Source organism: Pigmentiphaga soli (assembly GCF_039541095.1).
In the GTDB taxonomy this organism is placed as follows: Bacteria; Pseudomonadota; Gammaproteobacteria; order Burkholderiales; family Burkholderiaceae_B; genus Pigmentiphaga; species Pigmentiphaga soli.
On sequence record NZ_BAABFO010000005.1, the window covers coordinates 39,733 to 56,653 of the forward strand.

Below are 16,921 nucleotides of genomic sequence, written 5' to 3' on the forward strand. Positions count from 1 at the left end.
TTCGAATGACCGGAACAGAATTCGAGGGCAGTGGTGGAACTGAAGCGTATTAGGTACTTCCTGGCGGTTGCGGAAGAACTGCACTTCGGCAGGGCGGCGGCGCGGCTGAATATGTCGCAGCCGCCATTGAGCGAGCAGATCCGGCTGATGGAGGAAGACACGGGCATCCGCCTTTTCGATCGCTCCACCCAAGGCGTGCGCCTGACCGCGGCCGGCAGCGTCTTGTACGACGCAGTACGGCGCGGCGTCCAGATCATGGATCTGGGCGTCCATTCCGCGCGGCTGGTAGCCGCCGGTCAGGGCGGCCGGCTGGTCATTGGCTTCGTCAGTTCCGCGAGCATCACGATCGTGCCCCGGCTGGTGCGCCACCTCACCCAGAGCTTGCCGGCGGTAGAGCCCCAGCTCAGGCAGTACGGCAGCGCCCGTGAGATCGAAGAAGACCTGGTCGGGAACGCGCTCGACATCGGCCTGGTCCGTCCGCCTGTCGTAAGCGCGGGGCTGACGGCGGTGCACCTTATCGACGATGCGATGTTGTGCGCGCTGCCGGATGTACACCCGCTGGCGAAGCGCAAGTCGATCGCCATCGAAGAACTGGCCACCGAGCGTTTCATCATGTTCTCGTCCAGCACGCCCAATAACGTGAACTTGCTCGTGCAGCGCGCCTGCGCCAGGGCCGATTTCATTCCCCGAGTGTCGCAGTACGTCAACGACGTCTATGCCATGGTGGGGCTGGTGGCGTCGGGCCTTGGCGTGGCGTTGGTGCCTCGTTCATTGGCCAATCTGGCAGTGCACGGGGCGAAATTCGTGCCGGTAAGGAATGTGGTCGAACAGTTCACGCTGAGCGTGGCCTGGCGCGCCGACGAGCGCATGCCGGTGGTCCGCCGCGCGGCCGAGACGATCATCGAACTGTTCGCCGGCGCCGGCAAGGCGCCGGCGTCGTTCCCCGCTACTCTTTGAATGTGCCGGCCACCGCCGTGCTGAACGATCCGGGCTTCAGGTACTTGCGCAGCGCCTCGTTCACCTGACCGGCCGTCAACGCCCCAAACTTGCGGTCCAGCTCGGCCGAGTAGGCGAAGCTGCGCTTGAGTTCGATGTAGTCGGACCACGTACGCACCACCGTGCGGTCCTGCGCGCGCGCCAGGCGGCGCAGGTTCAGCAGCGAGGCGACGCCGTCCTTGACCTCGTCGGCGGTGAAGCCGTCGCGCAAGGCGCGCTGGATCTCCTCGTTCACCGCCGTTTCCAGCCGGGCGCGGTTCGACGGCGCATAGATCGCGTAGATCGTCCAGTTGCCCACCGGCAGGAACGAGGATACCGACAGCGCGCTGCGCACGTTGTACGACAGGCCCTCGCGTTCGCGCACCCGGGTCCAGAGGCGCGACGTTTCCGAGCCGCCGAGCAGGTAGTTGGCCAGGTAGGCGGCCGGGAAGTCGGGGGCGGTGTCCTGCATCTGCACCGGCTGGGTGGCCGAATAGTAGGCGTTGGCCTTGTCGGGCAGCGACAGGTCGAAGCGCTTCGGCGGGATCGGCCGGTACGGGTCGTCCACCCGGGTGTAGGCCGGCGCCTGCCGCCAGCCCTGCAGGCCGCGCGCCAGCGATTGCTGCACCGCCTGGGCGTCGAAATCGCCCACCGCCACGAAGGAAATGTTGCCGGCGCCGTAGAAGCGCCGGTGGAAGGCCACCAGGTCGTCGCGCTTCAGGCTTTTCGTGATGGCCACTTTCTCGTCGAAGGTGGGCACGTAGCGCAGGTCGTCGGCCGGCCACGGATTGCCGTTGCGCGCCAGCGCGCGGCGCGCCACCGCCACCGGCTCCTGGCGGTCGTTTTCGATCGCGGTCAGCTCGCCGCGGCGGAATTCGTCGAGCTGGTCGTCGGGGAAGCTGGCGTTGCGCAGCACGTCGAGCGCCAGCTCCACCGCCGGGCCGAGATTGTCGCGCGTGGTGGAAATGCTGACACCGACGTCGGTGGCGCTGCCGCCGAAGCCCACGCTGGCGTGCAGCGCGTCGAAGCGGTCTTCGATCTGCTGGCGCGTCATGCTGGCGGTGCCGCGGTCGAGCAGCGCCGCGGTGGCGTAGGCTACGTCGCGCTGGCCGCGCAGGCTGTCGGCATCGCCGAAATGCAGGATCAGCCGTGCGTTGACCACCTTGCCGCGGGTCTGCTTGGGCAGCAGCGCCAGTTCGACCGGGCCGTTGTCCAGCTTCAGCGTCGTGCGCCGGGTGCGCGCGTCGATGTTGGCCGGCGTCGGGTCGAACGCCTCGCCCTGCGCGAAATCGGGGTCGCCGCGATAGCCCTTCAGCGCCGCCGCCAGGTCGACCGGCTGCGGCAGCGGGGCGCGCTGCGGCGTTTCGGTCGGCACGTAGCTGCCCAGCGTGCGGTTGGATTGCAGCAGATAGCTTTCGGCCACGCGCTGCACGTCGGCCAGCTTGACCCCGCGGACGCGGTCGCGCTCCAGGAAGAACAGGCGCCAGTCGCCCTGGGCGATGCTTTCCGACAGCGACACGCCCACCCGCTGCGGATCGCTGTAGGCCTGGTCCCAGTCCTTCAGCCATTTGGTGCGGGCGCGTTCCAGTTCCTCGGCGGTGATGGGCTCGGTCCTGGCCGATTCCAGCGTGGTCAGCAGCAGGTCGCGCGTGGCGTCCTGGATCGGGCCCGGCGGCAGCTGCGCGCCGAACATCGCCACGCCGGGATCGTACATGTCGAAGGTGAAGCCGAAGGTGTCGGAGGCCAGCTTGGACTCCACCAGCGCCTTGTACAGCCGGCCCGACGGCGCGTCGCCCATGATGCCGGACAGCAGTTCCATCGCGGCCGAGTCGGGATGGCCGCCTTGCGGGATGTGGTACATCGCGCCCAGCAGCGGAGCGCCGCCGGTGCGGCGCAGCGTCACGGCACGCTCGCCGTCCTGCACCGGCTCCACCGTGTACAGGCGCGGCAGCGCGCGCGTCGGCCGCGGCAGCGGGCCGAAGGCCGAGGCGATGGTGGCCAGCGTGCGCGCCGGGTCGAAATGGCCGGCCACGATCAGCACCGCGTTGTCGGGCTGGTAGTAGGTGCGGTAGAAAGCGCGCAGGCGGTCGATGTCGACGCCTTCGACGTCGGAGCGGGCGCCGATGGTGGTCTTGCCGTAGTTGTGCCACTGGTAGGCGGCGGCCATCATCTTGCTCATCAGCACCCGGAACGGGTTGTTCTCGCCGCTTTCCATCTCGTTGCGCACCACGGTCATCTCGGAATCGAGGTCTTCGCGGGCGATGCGCGAATTGACCATCGCGTCGGCCTGCCAGCGCAGGTACCAGTCGAGGTTGTCGTCGTTGGCGGCGAAGCTGGCGAAGTAGTTGGTGCGGTCGGTCCAGGTGCTGCCGTTGGCCTGCAGGCCGCGGCGGGAGAACTCGCCCAGCGCGTTGCGCTGGGTCTGCGTGCCCTTGAACATCATGTGTTCCAGCAGGTGGGCCATGCCGGTCTCGCCGTAGTTCTCCTGCCGCGAGCCCACCAGGTAGGTCATGTTGACGGTGGTGGTGGGCTTGGACTGGTCGGGCGCCAGCAGCACGCGCAGGCCGTTGTCGAGACGGTATTCGGTGATGCCTTCGACCGCGGTGACTTCGGCCACGCCGGCCGGCGGCGCGGGCGGCGTCTGGGCCTGGACGGCAGGCAGCAGCAGGACGGCGGGAAGGATGGCGCGGGTGGCGAAGCGGCGGAAACCGTAGGCGAAGGGCGGGAGCGGCTTGGTCATTTGGGCTTCTTGTAAGGGCTGCTGGTCGGCGGCGGGATCGAGCTTGGAGTGCGGACTCGCGCCGGTGTTCCCGCCGGCAGGCCGCGTTATGTTACGCCCGGCACGTCGGCCCTGGGCGGCGTGCGGCCGGCCGCGCTATTTCGACAGCAGCCGCATGGCCTGTTCCAGCCCGCTGAGCGTGACCGGATACATCCGGCCCTGGACGATGCGGCGGATGATGTCGACCGACTGGCGGTAATTCCACAGGCCCTCCGGCTCGGGGTTGAGCCAGGCGAAGCGCGGGAAGGCCGCCGTCATGCGCTGCAGCCACGCGGCGCCGGCCTCGGCGTTGTTGTATTCCACCGAGCCGCCGGGCTGCAGGATCTCGTACGGGCTCATGGTGGCGTCGCCCACGAAGATCAGCCGCCAGTCTGGGTTGTAGGTGCGCAGCACGTCCCAGGTATGGAAGCGCTCGGCGTGCCGGCGCCGGCCGCTTTTCCACAGCCACTCGTACAGGCAGTTGTGGAAGTAGAAGACTTCCAGGTTGCGGAATTCGCTGCGCGCCGCCGAGAACAGCTCTTCGACCCGCTGCACGTGGCTGTCCATGGTGCCGCCCACGTCGAGCAGCATCAGCACTTTCACCGCGTTGCGCCGCTGCGGCACCATGCGCAGGTCGAGCCAGCCGGCGTTGCGCGCGGTCTGGCGGATGGTGCCGTCCAGGTCCAGTTCGTGTTCGGCGCCTTCGCGCGCGAAGCGGCGCAGGCGCCGCAGCGCGACCTTGATGTTGCGGGTGCCGAGTTCCACGCCGTCGTCGTAGTCGCGGAAGCTGCGCGCGTCCCAGGCGCGCGCCGCGCCGTTGCCGCGTTCGCGCTGGTCGCGGCCGTCGTCATCGCCGCCGATCCGGATGCCCTCGGGGTGGTAGCCGCCGTTGCCGAAGGGCGAGGTGCCGCCGGTGCCGATCCACTTGCTGCCGCCTTCGTGGCGTTCGCGCTGTTCCTCCAGGCGCTGGCGGAACAGTTCCATCAGCTTGTCCCAGCCGAGCTTCTCGATGGCCGCCTTGTCGGCATCGGACAGGTCGCGCGCCAAGCGCTTGACCAGCCAGTCGAGCGGGATCTCCTTGCCGGGCGGGAAGGCGGCCGCGATGCCGCGGTAGTAGCTGCCGAACGCGAGGTCATAGCGGTCGAACAGGGTTTCGTCCTTGATCAGCGCGATACGCGCGAGCAGGTAGAACTCGTCCAGCGACGGCGCGATCACCTGCCGGCCCAGGGCTTCGAGCAGGGCCAGGTATTCCTGGATCGACACCGGCAGCTGGTGCCGGCGCAGGTGGTAGAAGAAATCGATCAGCATCGCGGATCTCCACGGCGTGCCCAGGCCATGGGCGTCAGGGCCCGCGCCGGCCGTTGCGCGCCATCAGCACCAGCCGCTCGAACAGGTGGACGTCCTGCTCGTTCTTCAGCAGCGCGCCGTGCAGCGGGGGGATGAAGGCGTCCTGGTCGCCGCTGCGCAGCGCCTCGGCGGGAATGTCTTCGGCCAGCAGCAGCTTGAGCCAGTCCAGCAGTTCCGAGGTCGACGGTTTCTTCTTCAGGCCCGGCGTTTCGCGCAGGCGGAAGAAATTGTCCATCGCGGCCGCCAGCAGCTCCTGCTTGAGGGTGGGGAAATGCACGCCCACGATGCGCTGCATGGTTTCCTTGTCGGGGAAGCGGATGTAGTGGAAGAAGCAGCGGCGCAGGAAGGCGTCGGGCAGGTCTTTCTCGTTGTTGGAGGTGATGATCACCAGCGGCCGGTGCGCCGCGCGGATGGTCTGGCGCGTTTCGTACACGTGGAATTCCATGCGGTCCAGCTCGCGCAGCAGGTCGTTCGGGAATTCGATGTCGGCCTTGTCGATCTCGTCGATCAGCAGCACCACCGGGCGGTCGGCCTCGAAGGCCTGCCACAGCACGCCGCGCACGATGTAGTTGCCGATGTCGCGCACCCGTTCGTCGCCCAGCTGCGAGTCGCGCAGCCGCGAGACCGCGTCGTATTCGTACAGCCCCTGGCTCGCCTTGGTGGTCGACTTGATGTGCCATTGCAGCAGCGGGCGGCCCAGCGCGCGGGCCACTTCCTCGGCCAGCATGGTCTTGCCGGTGCCCGGCTCGCCCTTGATCAGCAGCGGCCGCTCGAGCGTGAGCGCCGCGTTGACGGCCAGTTTCAGGTCGTCGGTGGCCACGTAGCTGTCGGTTCCGTCGAAGCGGGCCGGCGCGGCGGAGGAAGAGGGTGCGGACATGGGGTTCGGGGTTCCTGATGTATTATTAGGGGTTGAGTGGAGGAGGGGACTGCGCCCAGGGCCGGTCCAGGCCCTGCTCTTGCCGCCCGGTACCGGTTTCTTCGATCTGCAGCGCCTTCCAACAAGAGCCTTCTAAATGAAGTTGAGCATAACGAAGCGGGCCGCGCCCGCGCTGGCCGCCCTTGCCGCCTGTGCGGCCGTCGGCTCCGCCGCCGCCCAGTCCGCCGCACCCGCCCCCATCACCGGCAACGCCGAAGCCGCGCGCGACAAGGTCTCGATGTGCATCGGCTGTCATGGGATCCCGGGCTACCGGGCCAGCTTTCCTGAAGTGTATTCCGTCCCGATGATCGCGGGGCAGAACGCCAAGTACATCGAATCCGCGCTGAAGGAATACGCCAGCGGCGCGCGCTCGCACCCCACCATGGTTGGCATTGCCAAGAGCCTGTCCGAGCAGGACATCGCCGATGTGGCGGCTTATTACTCCAACCTGAAGTGAGGCGGGGCACCATGAAATCGATCAAGCGCGTATCCCTGGCCCTCGCGGGCGCCCTGCTGGCCTGCGCCGGCGCTTCGGCCGTGGCGGCCGGCTCGGCCGAGGCCGGCAAGGCCGTCTACCAGCGCGTCAACTGCGCCCAGTGCCACGGCGCCGACGCCAAGACCACCACCGATCCCAGCTACCCCAAGCTGGCCGGCCAGCATCCCGACTACCTCGTGCACGCGCTGCGGGCCTACCAGCGCGGCCAGACCAACGCCGCGCCCAGCGCCAACATCCGCAAGAACCCCATCATGGGCGCCTTCGCCGTGCAACTGTCCGACCAGGACATCCAGGACGTCGCCGCCTACCTGTCCGACCTGCCGGGCGACCTGGCCGTACGCAAGTAAGCCGGGCCCGCGCAACGCGGGCTCGCGCCAGACGGGCCGCGCCGCCCGGCAAGGCCGCTAGCGGCCGGCGCGCCGCCGGATGAGGTCGATGTAGGCCTCGGTATCGAGCGGCCTGCCCAGGCGCTGGGCTTCCCATACCACCTGTCCCAGGCATTCCATGACCTCGTGGGCCGCCTGGTGGGCGTCGCTGCGCTGCACCAGCGCCTGGTAGGCGGCGCGAACGCCGGGCGGCTGATCGATCGAGAGCTGTTCGGCGATCGCCAAATGCATGGAGAGATGCAGGAAGGGGTTGGTGCGGCCGGCCTCGACGCTGTAGTCGGCGGCCAGCGCGTCGCCCCGTTCCAGGTCGGCATGGTATTCCGGGTGTTCCAGGATCCAGTCGAGCGCCATCGCCTCGATCGGCGCGAGGACTTCCCCGGCGCGGTGCTTGCGCCAGGTGTCGACGAAGAATTGGCGGACCTGGTCGCGGGTCGGATTGAAGATCATGGCTTCATTGTACGGCGCCCGCCCGGGCCGCGTGGCGCTGGCCCGGCGAATACGGGATAATCGTCGCCACACAGAAGAGACGGCGGCGCCGGCCGCCCGCACAGCCGGAAATCCCATCGCATGTCCTACCAGCACATCCAGGTGCCCGCCGAAGGGGCCCCCATCCGCGTCAGGGCCGATTTCTCGCTCGACGTGCCCGATCAGCCCATCGTTGCCTATATCGAAGGCGACGGCACCGGCCGCGACATCACCCCGGTGGCGATCGCCGTGGTAGACGCGGCGGTGGCCAAGGCCTACGGCGGCGCGCGTCGCATCCACTGGATGGAGGTCTATGCCGGGCGCAAGGCCACGGAGCGCTACGGGCCGGACGTGTGGCTGCCGGACGAGACCGTGGCCGCGCTGCGCGAGTTCGCGGTCGCGCTGAAGGGGCCGCTCGGCACGCCGCCCGGCGGCGGCTGGCGCTCGCTGAACGTGATGCTGCGCCAGCGGCTCGACCTGTACGTATGCCTGCGGCCGATCCGCCACGTGCGCGGCGTGCCGTCGCCGCTGCTGCGGCCCGAGAAGACCAATATGGTCATCTTCCGCGAGAACTCGGAAGACATCTACGCCGGCATCGAATACGCCGCCGGCTCGCCCGAGGCCATCGAGCTGATCTCGGTGCTGAAAGACCGCCTCGGCGCGCGCCAGCTGCGCTTCCCGGCCACCTCCGGCATCGGCGTCAAGCCGGTCTCGCGCGAGGGCACCGAACGCCTGGTACGCAGGGCGATCCAGTACGCGATCGACCACGACCGCCGCTCGGTCACGCTGGTGCACAAGGGCAACATCATGCGCTACACCGAGGGCGCTTTCCGCGACTGGGGCTACGAGGTCGCGCGCCGCGAGTTCGGCGCGGTCACCATCGACGGCGGGCCGTCGTGCCGCATCGCCAATCCCCGCACCGGTCGCGACGTCATCGTCAAGGACAGCCTGGTCGACGGCTTCGCGCAGTCGATGCTGCTGCGTCCGGTCGAATTCGACGTGATCGCCACCATGAATCTCAACGGCGACTATCTTTCGTCGGCGCTGGCCGCGCAGGTGGGCGGCGCCGGCATCGCCCCGGGCGCCAACATGAGCGATTCGGTGGCCGTGTTCGAGGCCACGCACGGCACGGCGGTCAAGTACGCCGGCAAGGACTATGTCAACCCCAGTTCCGAGATCCTGTCGGCCGAAATGATGCTGCGCCACATCGGCTGGAGCGAAGCGGCCGACCTGATCGTGCCGGCGATGGAAAAAACCATACTCTCCAAGCACGTGACCTACGATTTCGCGCGCCAGATGGAAGGCGCCACCCAGCTGTCGTGCTCGGGGTTCGGGCAGGCGGTGATCGGGAATATGTAGCGCGCAGCCGCCGAGGCGGCCGGCCGGAAAATCAGCGCGCGTATTAGACGCTGCGGCGCCGCCACGCTTGGTGGTCGACAAGTTGCATGGGGCGATTCAGAAGGCCCTGCAGGTGTCCGGCGGACGCGCCCGGCTGGTCGACATGGGCGGCGAGGTGCCCGGCAGCACGCCGGAGGCGACGGCGGCGGTCAGAGGTTATTGGCCGCGAAGGTGTCGCACTGGTCGAGCCGGCCGGACTTCCAGCCGCGTTCGAACCATTGCACCCGCTGCGCCGAACTGCCGTGGGTGAACGAATCGGGCACCACGTAGCCCTGGCTCTGCTTCTGCAGCCGGTCGTCGCCGATGGCGCTGGCGGCGGTGAGCGCCTCCTCGATGTCGCCGGCTTCGATGATGTGGCGGGCCTGGTCGGCGTTGCGCGCCCAGATGCCGGCGTAGCAGTCGGCCTGCAGTTCGATCCTCACCTGGATCTGGTTGGCCTGGCGCTCGCCCACGCTGCGCTGCATCTGGCTGGCCTTGCCCAGCGTGCCGAGCAGGTTCTGCACATGGTGGCCCACTTCGTGGGCGATCACGTAGGCCTGGGCGAAGTCGCCCGGCGCCTTGAAGCGCTGGCTGAGCTCGTCGAAGAAGCTCAGGTCGATGTAGACGCGGCGGTCGTTCGGGCAGTAGAAGGGGCCCATCGCGGCCTGGCCGGTGCCGCAGGCCGTTTGCGTGGCGCCGCGGAACAGTACCAGGCGCGGGTCTTCGTAGCTGCCGTTGGTCTGTTCGCGGAACACGGCGCTCCAGGTGTCTTCCGTTTCGCCCAGCACGCGGGCGACGAAGCGGGCCTGCGGATCGTCGGTCGGCACGCCTTGCGATTCCGTCTGCGGCGCCTCGCCCGGGCCGCCCGCCATCTGCAGCACGACCGAGGGATCGACGCCGAAGTACATGGCCACCAGGGCCAGCACGATGGTGCCGATGCCGATGCGGCCGCCCAGGCCTGCCATGCCGCCGCCGCGGCGGTCTTCCACATTGCTGCTTTCTCTTGAATTGTCCAGGCGCATGACGGTTCCGTCGGTCGGGTCCGCAGGTTTTTTTCCGGCGGCAATATCGCACGAATTTCTCATAAATCACGGCCGCCGCGCGCGCTGCCGCGCCCACTATTTGCAAACAATCGTCACCAACCGCCGGCGTGGCAAGCCCGTTCGGAACCGGTAAATATTGCAAGAGGGTTGTATATTCGGAACGAGGCCCGGCCCGGGCCGGGCCGGCCGCGATGCGGGCGCGGCGCAGAGTCCGGCCCGCGCCGGGCGCGTGCCGGCGCCACGCGCCCGGCCACGGGGGCCAGGGCGCGCAAAACAGGCATCGGTTTTGCATGGCTGACGGATTCGCATCGCCACCCAGGGAGTCACATGCTTATTTCCTTCGATAACGCCGCCGGCCGCCGGGCCGCCGCCTCCCCGCCCGCGCCCGCCAGCCGGCCGCGCCCGGCCAGGCCGGAGAGCCCCGCCGACGCCGATCCGCGCGCCGCCGAACTTTGCGAGGGGCTGCTGCGCCGCTCCGCGCGCATCGATCCGAAATTCCTGTACGACGCCCAGGGTTGCGTGCTGTTCAGCGCGATCTGCGAACTCGACGAGTACTATCCCACCCGCACCGAACGCGAGATCTTCCGCAGCCAGCGAGAGGCCATCGCCCAGGCGCTGCCCGACCCCTTGCAATGGGTGGACCTGGGCTGCGGCGACTGCGCCAAGTCGCGCGACTGGCTGTCCCACGTGGGCGCGCGCCGCTATCTGGGCGTGGACATCGCCGCCGAGTGGGTGACGGGCGCGGTGGCCTCGCTGGGTGCGCAGCATCCCGGCATCGAATGCGTGGCGGTGGGCGCCGATTTCACCGCCGGGTTCGACATCCGCGACCGGCTGGGCGATGTGCAGGCGCTGCCGCCGGTGCTGTTCTATCCCGGCTCTTCGATCGGCAATTTCGCGCCCGATGTCGCGGTGCCGATGCTGGCGGGCTTTCGCCGGCACCTGGGGCCGCACGGCCGGCTGCTGATCAGCGCCGACCTGCGCAAGGACACCGCCGTGATGAAACGCGCCTACGCCGACGCGCTGGGCGTGACCGCGGCCTTCAACCGCAACGTGCTGCGGGTGTGCAATCGCCTGACCGGCAGCGATTTCCGGCCCGAGAACTTCCTGCACCAGGCGCGCTTCGACGAAGCCCGCAGCTGTATCGAGATGCGCCTGGTGGCCGGCAGCCGCCAGTTCGTGCGCATCGGCGGTCAATTGCGCGTGTTCGAGGAAGGCGAGGCCATCGTCACCGAGCACTCGTACAAATACACCCCTGAACGCTTCGGCGCCCTGCTGGACGAGGCCGGCTTTTCCTCGCACCGGATGTGGACCGATCCGCACGGATGGTTCGGCGTGTTCCTGGCGCAGCCGTGATGGCGGCGGTGGCGGCCGTACGGCCGTTCGAAGGCGAGGACCGGCACGTTGCGCTGGCCGGGCGGCTGCGGGCCGTGCGCGCGGCCACGCTGGCGCTGCTGGAAGGCCTCACGCCCGAAGACTGCATGATGCAGTCGATGGCGGAGGCCAGTCCCGTCAAGTGGCACGTCGGCCACGTCAGCTGGTTTTTCGAGACCTTCCTGCTGGAAACCGGCGAACCGGGGTTCCGCCCCTTCCATCCGCGCTTCCGCGAGCTGTTCAATTCCTACTACGTCGGGGTCGGCGCGCGCCAGCCGCGCGGCTGGCGGGGGTTGCTGTCGCGGCCGGCGCTGCAGGAGGTGCTGGATTACCAGCACGCCGTGCAGCAGCGGCTGCTGGCCTTGCTGGGCCGCGGCGGATTGCCGGCCCAGGCGCTCGACCTGATCGAGCTCGGCATCAATCACGAACAACAGCACCAGGAACTGATCGTCACCGACCTCAAGCATCATTTCTGGCACAACCCGCTGCGGCCCGCGTGGCGCGGCAGCCCGGCGGCGCCCGCGGAAAACGCCGCGCCGGCCGGCTTCGTCGCCTTCGACGGCGGCCTTTGCGAAATCGGCCACGCCGGCCCGTCGTTCGCGTTCGACAACGAGCGGCCGCGCCACCGCGTCTGGATCGCTCCGTTCGAATTGGCGGCGCGGCCGGTGTCCAATGCCGAATTCCTGGCCTTCATCGACGACGGCGGCTACCGCCGGCCCGAGCTTTGGCTGTCGGACGGCTGGGACGAGCGCTGCCGGCAGGGCTGGGAGGCGCCGCTCTACTGGTGGCGCGACGACGGCCCCTGGCACAGCTACACGGTGGCGGGCGACGCTCCGCTCGACCCGGCCGCGCCGGTATGCCATGTGAGCCATTACGAGGCGGACGCCTACGCCCGCTGGGCCGGCGCACGCCTGCCGACCGAGGCCGAATGGGAAGTCGCCGCCGCGGCGACGGCGCCCGGCCCCGCCGACGACTTCGCCGAAGGCGGCGGCTTTCATCCGCGGCGTCCGGGCGCCGGCCGCCTGGCCGGCCTGTGGGGCGGCGTATGGGAATGGACCCAGAGCGCCTATTTGCCGTATCCCGGTTTCGAGGTGGCTCCCGGCGCGGTCGGCGAATACAACGGCAAGTTCATGATCAATCAGATGGTGCTGCGCGGCGGCTCGTGCGCGACGCCGCGCAGCCACATTCGCGCCAGCTACCGCAATTTCTTCGGGCCGGCGGCGCGCTGGCAATTCTCGGGCCTCCGGCTGGCGCGCAAATGACAGCGGGTACTATCACGACTTGCGTATACTGCGCGCTCATCCGTCTCTTCCTGCCTGCGGAGCCCGAAACCGATGCCCACCCCGCCTGATCCGGCACCTGAACCGACCCCGTCCGCCGCATTGCGCATCCTGGTGGTGGACGACAACCGGGATGCGGCCGAGGCGCTGGCGATGCTGCTCGAAATGTTCGGGCACGAGGTGCGCAGCTGTTTTGACGGCGAGGCGGCGGTGCAAGCCGCCCGGGAGTGGGCGCCCGGCCTGGTGCTGCTCGACCTCACCCTGCCGGGCATGGACGGCTGCGAGGCCGCGCGCCGCATCGCCGCCGACGCCGGCGCGCAACGCGCGCCGTGGCTGGTGGCGCTGTCGGGTCATGCCGGCGCCGAAGAGCGCGAACGCACGCGGCAGGCGGGTTTCCGCCAGCACCTGGTCAAGCCGGTGCCGATCGAAGTGCTGACGGCCGTGGTGGAGCAGGCCGTGCGCTGGCGCGCCGCCTAGTTCCCGGCGGCGGGAACGACGCTTGCACGGATCCGGTTTTCATCGAGGAGACCGCCATGCCAGCCGTTCCCCCACCCGACGCCCCGCCGGGAGAAACCACGTCGAAGGACGAACTCGGCCGCGACCAGCCGCGCCTGCCGCACGAACACGACGAATCGGGGCATAGCCAGGAAAGCGGGCCGCGCAAGGTGATCCGCCAGGCCTACGACGACGTGCAATCGGGGCAGGAAGACACCGACCTGCGATCGACGCGCGGCCAGCGCGTCGATGTCGTGCCGAAGAATACCGATACAGAATCGCCGAAGCGCGGTTGATCGGCAGGCCCCGCCCGTGCCCGTGCGCGGGCGGGCTGCCCTCAGCGCCCGGCGCCGCCGGCGGCGGGCGCCTTCTTCGTGGGTACCGGCGCCTTCGAGTTGGCGGCGGCGCCCCGCACTTCCGACAGCAGCGCCTGGCAGTTGGCGTCGGTGCCCGGCCCGGTCTCGATCAGCGGTATCAGCGCCGCCAGCGGGTTGATCAGGCCCAGCGCCACCGCCGCGCCGGCGCGCGCGAACAGGCGGGTCTTGTCGATGCTGAAGCCCGGCTTGCCGAAGGTGCCGATGATGTTGACCGGCGAGCGCAGCGACAGGATGCTCTTGTCCTTGGGCAGCGGTTCCAGCCGCACCGCGAGTTTTTCCGAACCGAAGTCGATCGAGCCGCTGCCGTTGATGCGGGTGTCTTCGGTATCCAGCACCATGCCCTGTACCTTCGCCAGCCCCTTGTCCACGTCGAAGGTCGACACGGCGCAGCGCAGCCGCGTCTTGCGGTCGCCGCCCACCAGGTAGCCCAGCGCCTGACCCGCGTCGAGCCCGACCACCTCCATCAGCAGCACCGACAGATCCCCGCCGGTCACCGCCAGCCCGATCGTGCCGTCGGCGCGGCCGAGCATGGTGCGCACCGAATTGCCGGTGGTCTTCAGGCGGACGTCGGCGCCCAGCGTGCCGTCGCTTTTCTTCATCAATTCGATATTCGGGAACAGCCGGCTCAATTGCCCGCGCCGCAGCGCGATCTGCGCATCGGTGCGGATCACCGGCTGCCGCGCGTCCAGCGTGATGTCGGAACGCAGCAGACCGCCGGCATAGCCGAAATTCAGCGGCGTCAGCTTCAGCACGCCGTCGTTCAGCAGCAGGTGGACGGAGAAATCGTCGAACGCCCACGGGCCTTCGTAGCGCACCGAGCCGGCATCCAGCGATACGTCGGCATCGATCGCGTTCAGGCGGCCGATATGGAATTCGTTGGCCGGCAGCACGCGGCCTTCGGGGTCCGGCGGCTTGGGCGTTTTCTGCTTGCTGCCTTTGTCGCCGGTGCCGATCAGCGGGCCGAGATCCTTGATGTCGAGCACGCGGCTCTTGAGCTGCGCGGTCAGCTTGGGCCGCTCGGTACGCTGTTCGTAGGTGGCGTCGCCGGCGATGTCGGTTGAGCCGATGGTGCCGCGCATGCCGGTCAGCCGGAAATTCATGCCTTCGCGGTGCAGCCGGCCGCGGATGCGGTAGGGCGGGGTATCGGGCAGCGGCAGGTTGATGAAGGGGTAGAGCTTCGACAGCGTCGGGCCGGCGATGTCGAGCGCCACGTCGACCTGGGCCGCGCCCAGCACGTCGCCGATCTGCCCTTGCGCGTGCACGCGGGTGTCGCCGCCCTTGCCATCGATCAGGAAGGGGAAGGGCGTGCCGGAATCGCGCAGCGTCAGGATGCCGCCGGTGAAGGCGGTGCCGCCGAAGGCGCCGCCATGGTAGTGGCCGTCGAAGTCGAGCCGCAGGCCGTACTCGGGGCCCGCGGGCGTGGCGTTCGGCGCGGCCGCGGACGGGGCGGCGGGCGCTGCAGGCGTGGACGAGGCCGGTGCGGGTGCGGACGAGGCGGACCCGGACCCGGCCGCGCTGGCCGCGCTGCCGCCGGCGTTGCCATTGCCCGGCACGGCGATCGGCTGCCCGGTCGGCGTGGAGGCGCGCAGGTGGGCGGTAACGTCGAGCGGCCGGTCGTCGTAGTAGACGTCGACCCGATCGAGCGTCAGCGTCTTGAGCTGCACGTCGGGCGGGGTGTCGTCCTCCTTTTTGTCCTCGCGCTCCGGCAACGTCCAGTTGTTGCTGCCGTCCTTGTCGCGCGCCAGGTGGACCTCGCCGCCGCGCACCGCCAGCGTCTCGATCCGCACCGCCTTGCGCAGCAACGGCAGCAGGCGGATGCGGGCATCGATGGCTTCCACGTCGGCCATCCTGTCCGGCTGGCCGCCGGGCACGTTGGCCACTTGCAAGCCGCCCAGGTGGATGCGCAGCGTGGGCCGCAGGGCCATGCGAAACTCGGCCAGCGACACCGGCCGGCCGAGCTGCTTGGTGGCGATGCGTTCCACCGGGCCGCGCAGGAAGCGCCAGTCCGTCAGCAGCGCGGCGGCAACCAGTACCGCCAGCACGGCAGCCACAGAAATCGCGATTTTTGCTTTTTTATCCATCCCGACGTGCTGCCTCCAAGTCGATGCCGGTCAGGCGTGCCGGCGCAGTTCTGCAGGGGGTACCTTCATCAGGCCCCGGTATTTGGTAACGGTGCGGCGCGCCACCACCACGCCCTGGTCGGCCAGCATGCGGGTCAGCGATACGTCCGACAGGGGATCATCCCGATTTTCCGACGCGATCATGTCCCGCAGCAAGGCCCGCACCGCGGCCGCCGAACATTTGCCGCCGGTTTCGGTGGCCAGCTCGCGCGAGAAGAAGTGCTTGAACTCGAACACGCCGCGCGGCGTGGCCATGTATTTGTTGCCGGTGGCGCGCGAGACGGTCGATTCGTGCAGGCCCAGTTCGTCGGCCACCTTGCGCAGCACCAGCGGCTTGAGCGCGATCTCGCCGTAGTCGAAGAAGGTGCGCTGGTGGGCCACGATGGCTTCGGCCACGCGCTGGATGGTGGCGAAGCGCTGTTCCACGTTGCGGATCAGCCAGCGCGCTTCCTGCAGCTCCTGGGCCAGCGGCGCGCGATCGTCGCAGCGCGCGCGGCGAAACAGCTGGGCATAGGCCTGGTGCAGCCGGGCGCGCGGCATTACCGCCGGATTGGTGGTCACCACCCATTTGCCCTTGATCTTGCGCACGATGACGTCGGGCACGATGTGGTCGGTTTCGGCGCGCGCGAACCGCAGGCCGGGCTTGGGATCCAGGCTGCGGATCAGCCGGCAGGCCACGGCCAGCGCTTCGTCGTTGCAATCGAGCCGGCGCCGCAGCTCGGCGGTCTCGCGCCGCGCCAGCAGGTCCAGGCAGCCGGCGGCGATGCCGCGCGCCAGCGCCAGGCCCTCGGTATCGGGATCGAGCGCGTCCAGCTGCAGCAGCAGGCATTCCGACAGGCTGCGCGCGCCCAGCCCGGGCGTATCGAGCTGCTGTACCAGCCGCAGGGCCACCGCCCATTCCTCCTGGGCGGGGGCCGGGTCCAGCGAAAAGGCCGCGGCCAGTTCGTCGAAGCTCTGGCGCAGGTAACCGTCGTCATCGAGCGCCTCGATCACCACCTCGGCCAGCAGGCGGTCGCGGTCGCCCAGCCGGTAGCCGCACAATTCGCGCTGCAGGTGGTCGTGCAGGTCGGGCGCGGCGCGCGTCCATTGGCCGATGTCGTCGGCATCGTCGTCGCGGTCGGCGCGGCTGGCGCGGCCGTAGTCCGTCGCATAGGCGGCCGAGTCCGCCGCCGTCACCACTGCCTCGGCCGGCGCGACGGCCTCGGCGGCGGCAGGTGCGTCGCCTGCCTCCTGCCGGCCGTCGGCGCCGGCCGCAATGGTCTCCTCGTCTTCCTCCAGGAAAGGATTGCTGGCGATCGCATGCTGCAGTTCCTGAGTGAACTCAAGCGCCGACATCTGCAGCAGCCTCACCGACTGCTGCAGGCGCGGAGTAAGCGAGAGCTGCTGCCGCGCGCGCATTTCGTAGCTGGCCTGTACCACGGATTTTTCCCCTAGAAGTAAAGCCCACCCCTACGCGCTTCGCGCGCCCCTCAAGGGGCGGCACTGGCGGACCGGCGGAGCCGGATCCGCGGTGCC

At 69.2% G+C, this 16,921-nt stretch carries 15 protein-coding genes; 8 read left to right on the forward strand and 7 right to left on the reverse strand.

Features of this window, described 5'->3' with window-relative positions; translation table 11 throughout:
• Positions 1-33: 33 nt before the first annotated feature.
• The gene (locus ABD927_RS06550) at positions 34-957 is read left to right on the forward strand and encodes a LysR family transcriptional regulator (protein WP_345247544.1); all 924 of its coding nucleotides are present in this window, start codon (positions 34-36) and stop codon (positions 955-957) included.
• On the opposite strand, the gene ABD927_RS06555 is transcribed toward ABD927_RS06550, so the two are convergent.
• The 3 genes from ABD927_RS06555 to ABD927_RS06565 all read right to left on the reverse strand — a co-directional run bounded on the left by ABD927_RS06555 (position 947) and on the right by ABD927_RS06565 (position 5,957).
• Complete coding sequence (locus ABD927_RS06555; RefSeq protein ID WP_345247546.1) at positions 947-3,715, reverse strand: M16 family metallopeptidase; 2,769 nt, start codon at positions 3,713-3,715, stop codon at positions 947-949. The genes ABD927_RS06550 and ABD927_RS06555 overlap by 11 nt on opposite strands.
• Positions 3,716-3,850: 135 nt before the next feature.
• Positions 3,851-5,041, reverse strand: coding sequence for a vWA domain-containing protein (locus ABD927_RS06560; protein ID WP_345247548.1), 1,191 nt, complete (start codon positions 5,039-5,041; stop codon positions 3,851-3,853).
• A gap of 34 nt (positions 5,042-5,075) precedes the next feature.
• Entirely contained in the window at positions 5,076-5,957 is an 882-nt protein-coding gene (locus ABD927_RS06565; protein WP_345247550.1) for an AAA family ATPase, read from the reverse strand.
• A 136-nt stretch (positions 5,958-6,093) separates the two neighbouring features.
• Here ABD927_RS06565 and ABD927_RS06570 point away from each other — a divergent pair, with 136 nt between their 5' ends.
• Positions 6,094-6,453 carry a c-type cytochrome gene (locus ABD927_RS06570; protein WP_345247552.1) on the forward strand — a complete coding sequence of 120 codons (360 nt, stop codon included), beginning with the start codon at positions 6,094-6,096 and terminating at the stop codon, positions 6,451-6,453.
• Positions 6,454-6,473: 20 nt separating this feature from the next.
• On the forward strand, positions 6,474-6,839 hold the full coding sequence (locus ABD927_RS06575) for a c-type cytochrome (protein WP_345247903.1): 366 nt from the start codon (positions 6,474-6,476) through the stop codon (positions 6,837-6,839).
• A 57-nt stretch (positions 6,840-6,896) separates the two neighbouring features.
• Here ABD927_RS06575 and ABD927_RS06580 read toward each other — a convergent pair whose 3' ends face one another.
• Positions 6,897-7,322, reverse strand: coding sequence for a DUF1841 family protein (locus ABD927_RS06580; protein WP_345247905.1), 426 nt, complete (start codon positions 7,320-7,322; stop codon positions 6,897-6,899).
• Between the two features lie 123 nt (positions 7,323-7,445).
• Between ABD927_RS06580 and icd the strand changes: the two genes are divergently transcribed.
• The gene (gene icd / locus ABD927_RS06585) at positions 7,446-8,702 is read left to right on the forward strand and encodes an NADP-dependent isocitrate dehydrogenase (RefSeq protein ID WP_345247554.1); all 1,257 of its coding nucleotides are present in this window, start codon (positions 7,446-7,448) and stop codon (positions 8,700-8,702) included.
• A 188-nt stretch (positions 8,703-8,890) separates the two neighbouring features.
• On the opposite strand, the gene ypfJ is transcribed toward icd, so the two are convergent.
• Positions 8,891-9,742 carry a KPN_02809 family neutral zinc metallopeptidase gene (gene ypfJ / locus ABD927_RS06590; protein ID WP_345247556.1) on the reverse strand — a complete coding sequence of 284 codons (852 nt, stop codon included), beginning with the start codon at positions 9,740-9,742 and terminating at the stop codon, positions 8,891-8,893.
• Positions 9,743-10,090: 348 nt separating this feature from the next.
• Between ypfJ and egtD the strand changes: the two genes are divergently transcribed.
• The 4 genes from egtD (at position 10,091) to ABD927_RS06610 (ending at position 13,205) form a co-directional block, all read left to right on the forward strand.
• Entirely contained in the window at positions 10,091-11,116 is a 1,026-nt protein-coding gene (gene egtD, locus ABD927_RS06595; protein ID WP_345247557.1) for an L-histidine N(alpha)-methyltransferase, read from the forward strand.
• The gene (gene egtB / locus ABD927_RS06600; RefSeq protein ID WP_345247907.1) at positions 11,116-12,396 is read left to right on the forward strand and encodes an ergothioneine biosynthesis protein EgtB; all 1,281 of its coding nucleotides are present in this window, start codon (positions 11,116-11,118) and stop codon (positions 12,394-12,396) included. Before egtD ends, egtB begins: the two co-directional genes overlap by 1 nt.
• Positions 12,397-12,468: 72 nt before the next feature.
• The gene (locus tag ABD927_RS06605) at positions 12,469-12,891 is read left to right on the forward strand and encodes a response regulator (protein WP_345247559.1); all 423 of its coding nucleotides are present in this window, start codon (positions 12,469-12,471) and stop codon (positions 12,889-12,891) included.
• Between the two features lie 56 nt (positions 12,892-12,947).
• On the forward strand, positions 12,948-13,205 hold the full coding sequence (locus ABD927_RS06610) for a hypothetical protein (protein WP_345247561.1): 258 nt from the start codon (positions 12,948-12,950) through the stop codon (positions 13,203-13,205).
• Positions 13,206-13,246: 41 nt separating this feature from the next.
• Here the strand turns inward: ABD927_RS06610 and ABD927_RS06615 are convergent, their stop codons facing one another.
• Together ABD927_RS06615 and ABD927_RS06620 are read right to left on the reverse strand one after the other, a co-directional pair.
• The gene (locus tag ABD927_RS06615; protein ID WP_345247563.1) at positions 13,247-15,367 is read right to left on the reverse strand and encodes an AsmA family protein; all 2,121 of its coding nucleotides are present in this window, start codon (positions 15,365-15,367) and stop codon (positions 13,247-13,249) included.
• Between the two features lie 30 nt (positions 15,368-15,397).
• Positions 15,398-16,825 carry an RNA polymerase factor sigma-54 gene (locus ABD927_RS06620; protein ID WP_345247565.1) on the reverse strand — a complete coding sequence of 476 codons (1,428 nt, stop codon included), beginning with the start codon at positions 16,823-16,825 and terminating at the stop codon, positions 15,398-15,400.
• Between the last annotated feature and the right edge of the window lie 96 nt (positions 16,826-16,921).

Coding starts and splice junctions, on each gene's coding strand:
- ABD927_RS06560 (WP_345247548.1), bottom strand. CDS start 5,041: ATGCTGATCGATTTCTTCTACCACCTGCGCCGGCACCAGCTGCCGGTG.
- icd (WP_345247554.1), top strand. CDS start 7,446: ATGTCCTACCAGCACATCCAGGTGCCCGCCGAAGGGGCCCCCATCCGC.
- ABD927_RS06570 (WP_345247552.1), top strand. CDS start 6,094: ATGAAGTTGAGCATAACGAAGCGGGCCGCGCCCGCGCTGGCCGCCCTT.
- ypfJ (WP_345247556.1), bottom strand. CDS start 9,742: ATGCGCCTGGACAATTCAAGAGAAAGCAGCAATGTGGAAGACCGCCGC.
- ABD927_RS06555 (WP_345247546.1), bottom strand. CDS start 3,715: ATGACCAAGCCGCTCCCGCCCTTCGCCTACGGTTTCCGCCGCTTCGCC.
- ABD927_RS06605 (WP_345247559.1), top strand. CDS start 12,469: ATGCCCACCCCGCCTGATCCGGCACCTGAACCGACCCCGTCCGCCGCA.
- egtD (WP_345247557.1), top strand. CDS start 10,091: ATGCTTATTTCCTTCGATAACGCCGCCGGCCGCCGGGCCGCCGCCTCC.
- egtB (WP_345247907.1), top strand. CDS start 11,116: ATGGCGGCGGTGGCGGCCGTACGGCCGTTCGAAGGCGAGGACCGGCAC.
- ABD927_RS06610 (WP_345247561.1), top strand. CDS start 12,948: ATGCCAGCCGTTCCCCCACCCGACGCCCCGCCGGGAGAAACCACGTCG.
- ABD927_RS06565 (WP_345247550.1), bottom strand. CDS start 5,957: ATGTCCGCACCCTCTTCCTCCGCCGCGCCGGCCCGCTTCGACGGAACC.
- ABD927_RS06615 (WP_345247563.1), bottom strand. CDS start 15,367: ATGGATAAAAAAGCAAAAATCGCGATTTCTGTGGCTGCCGTGCTGGCG.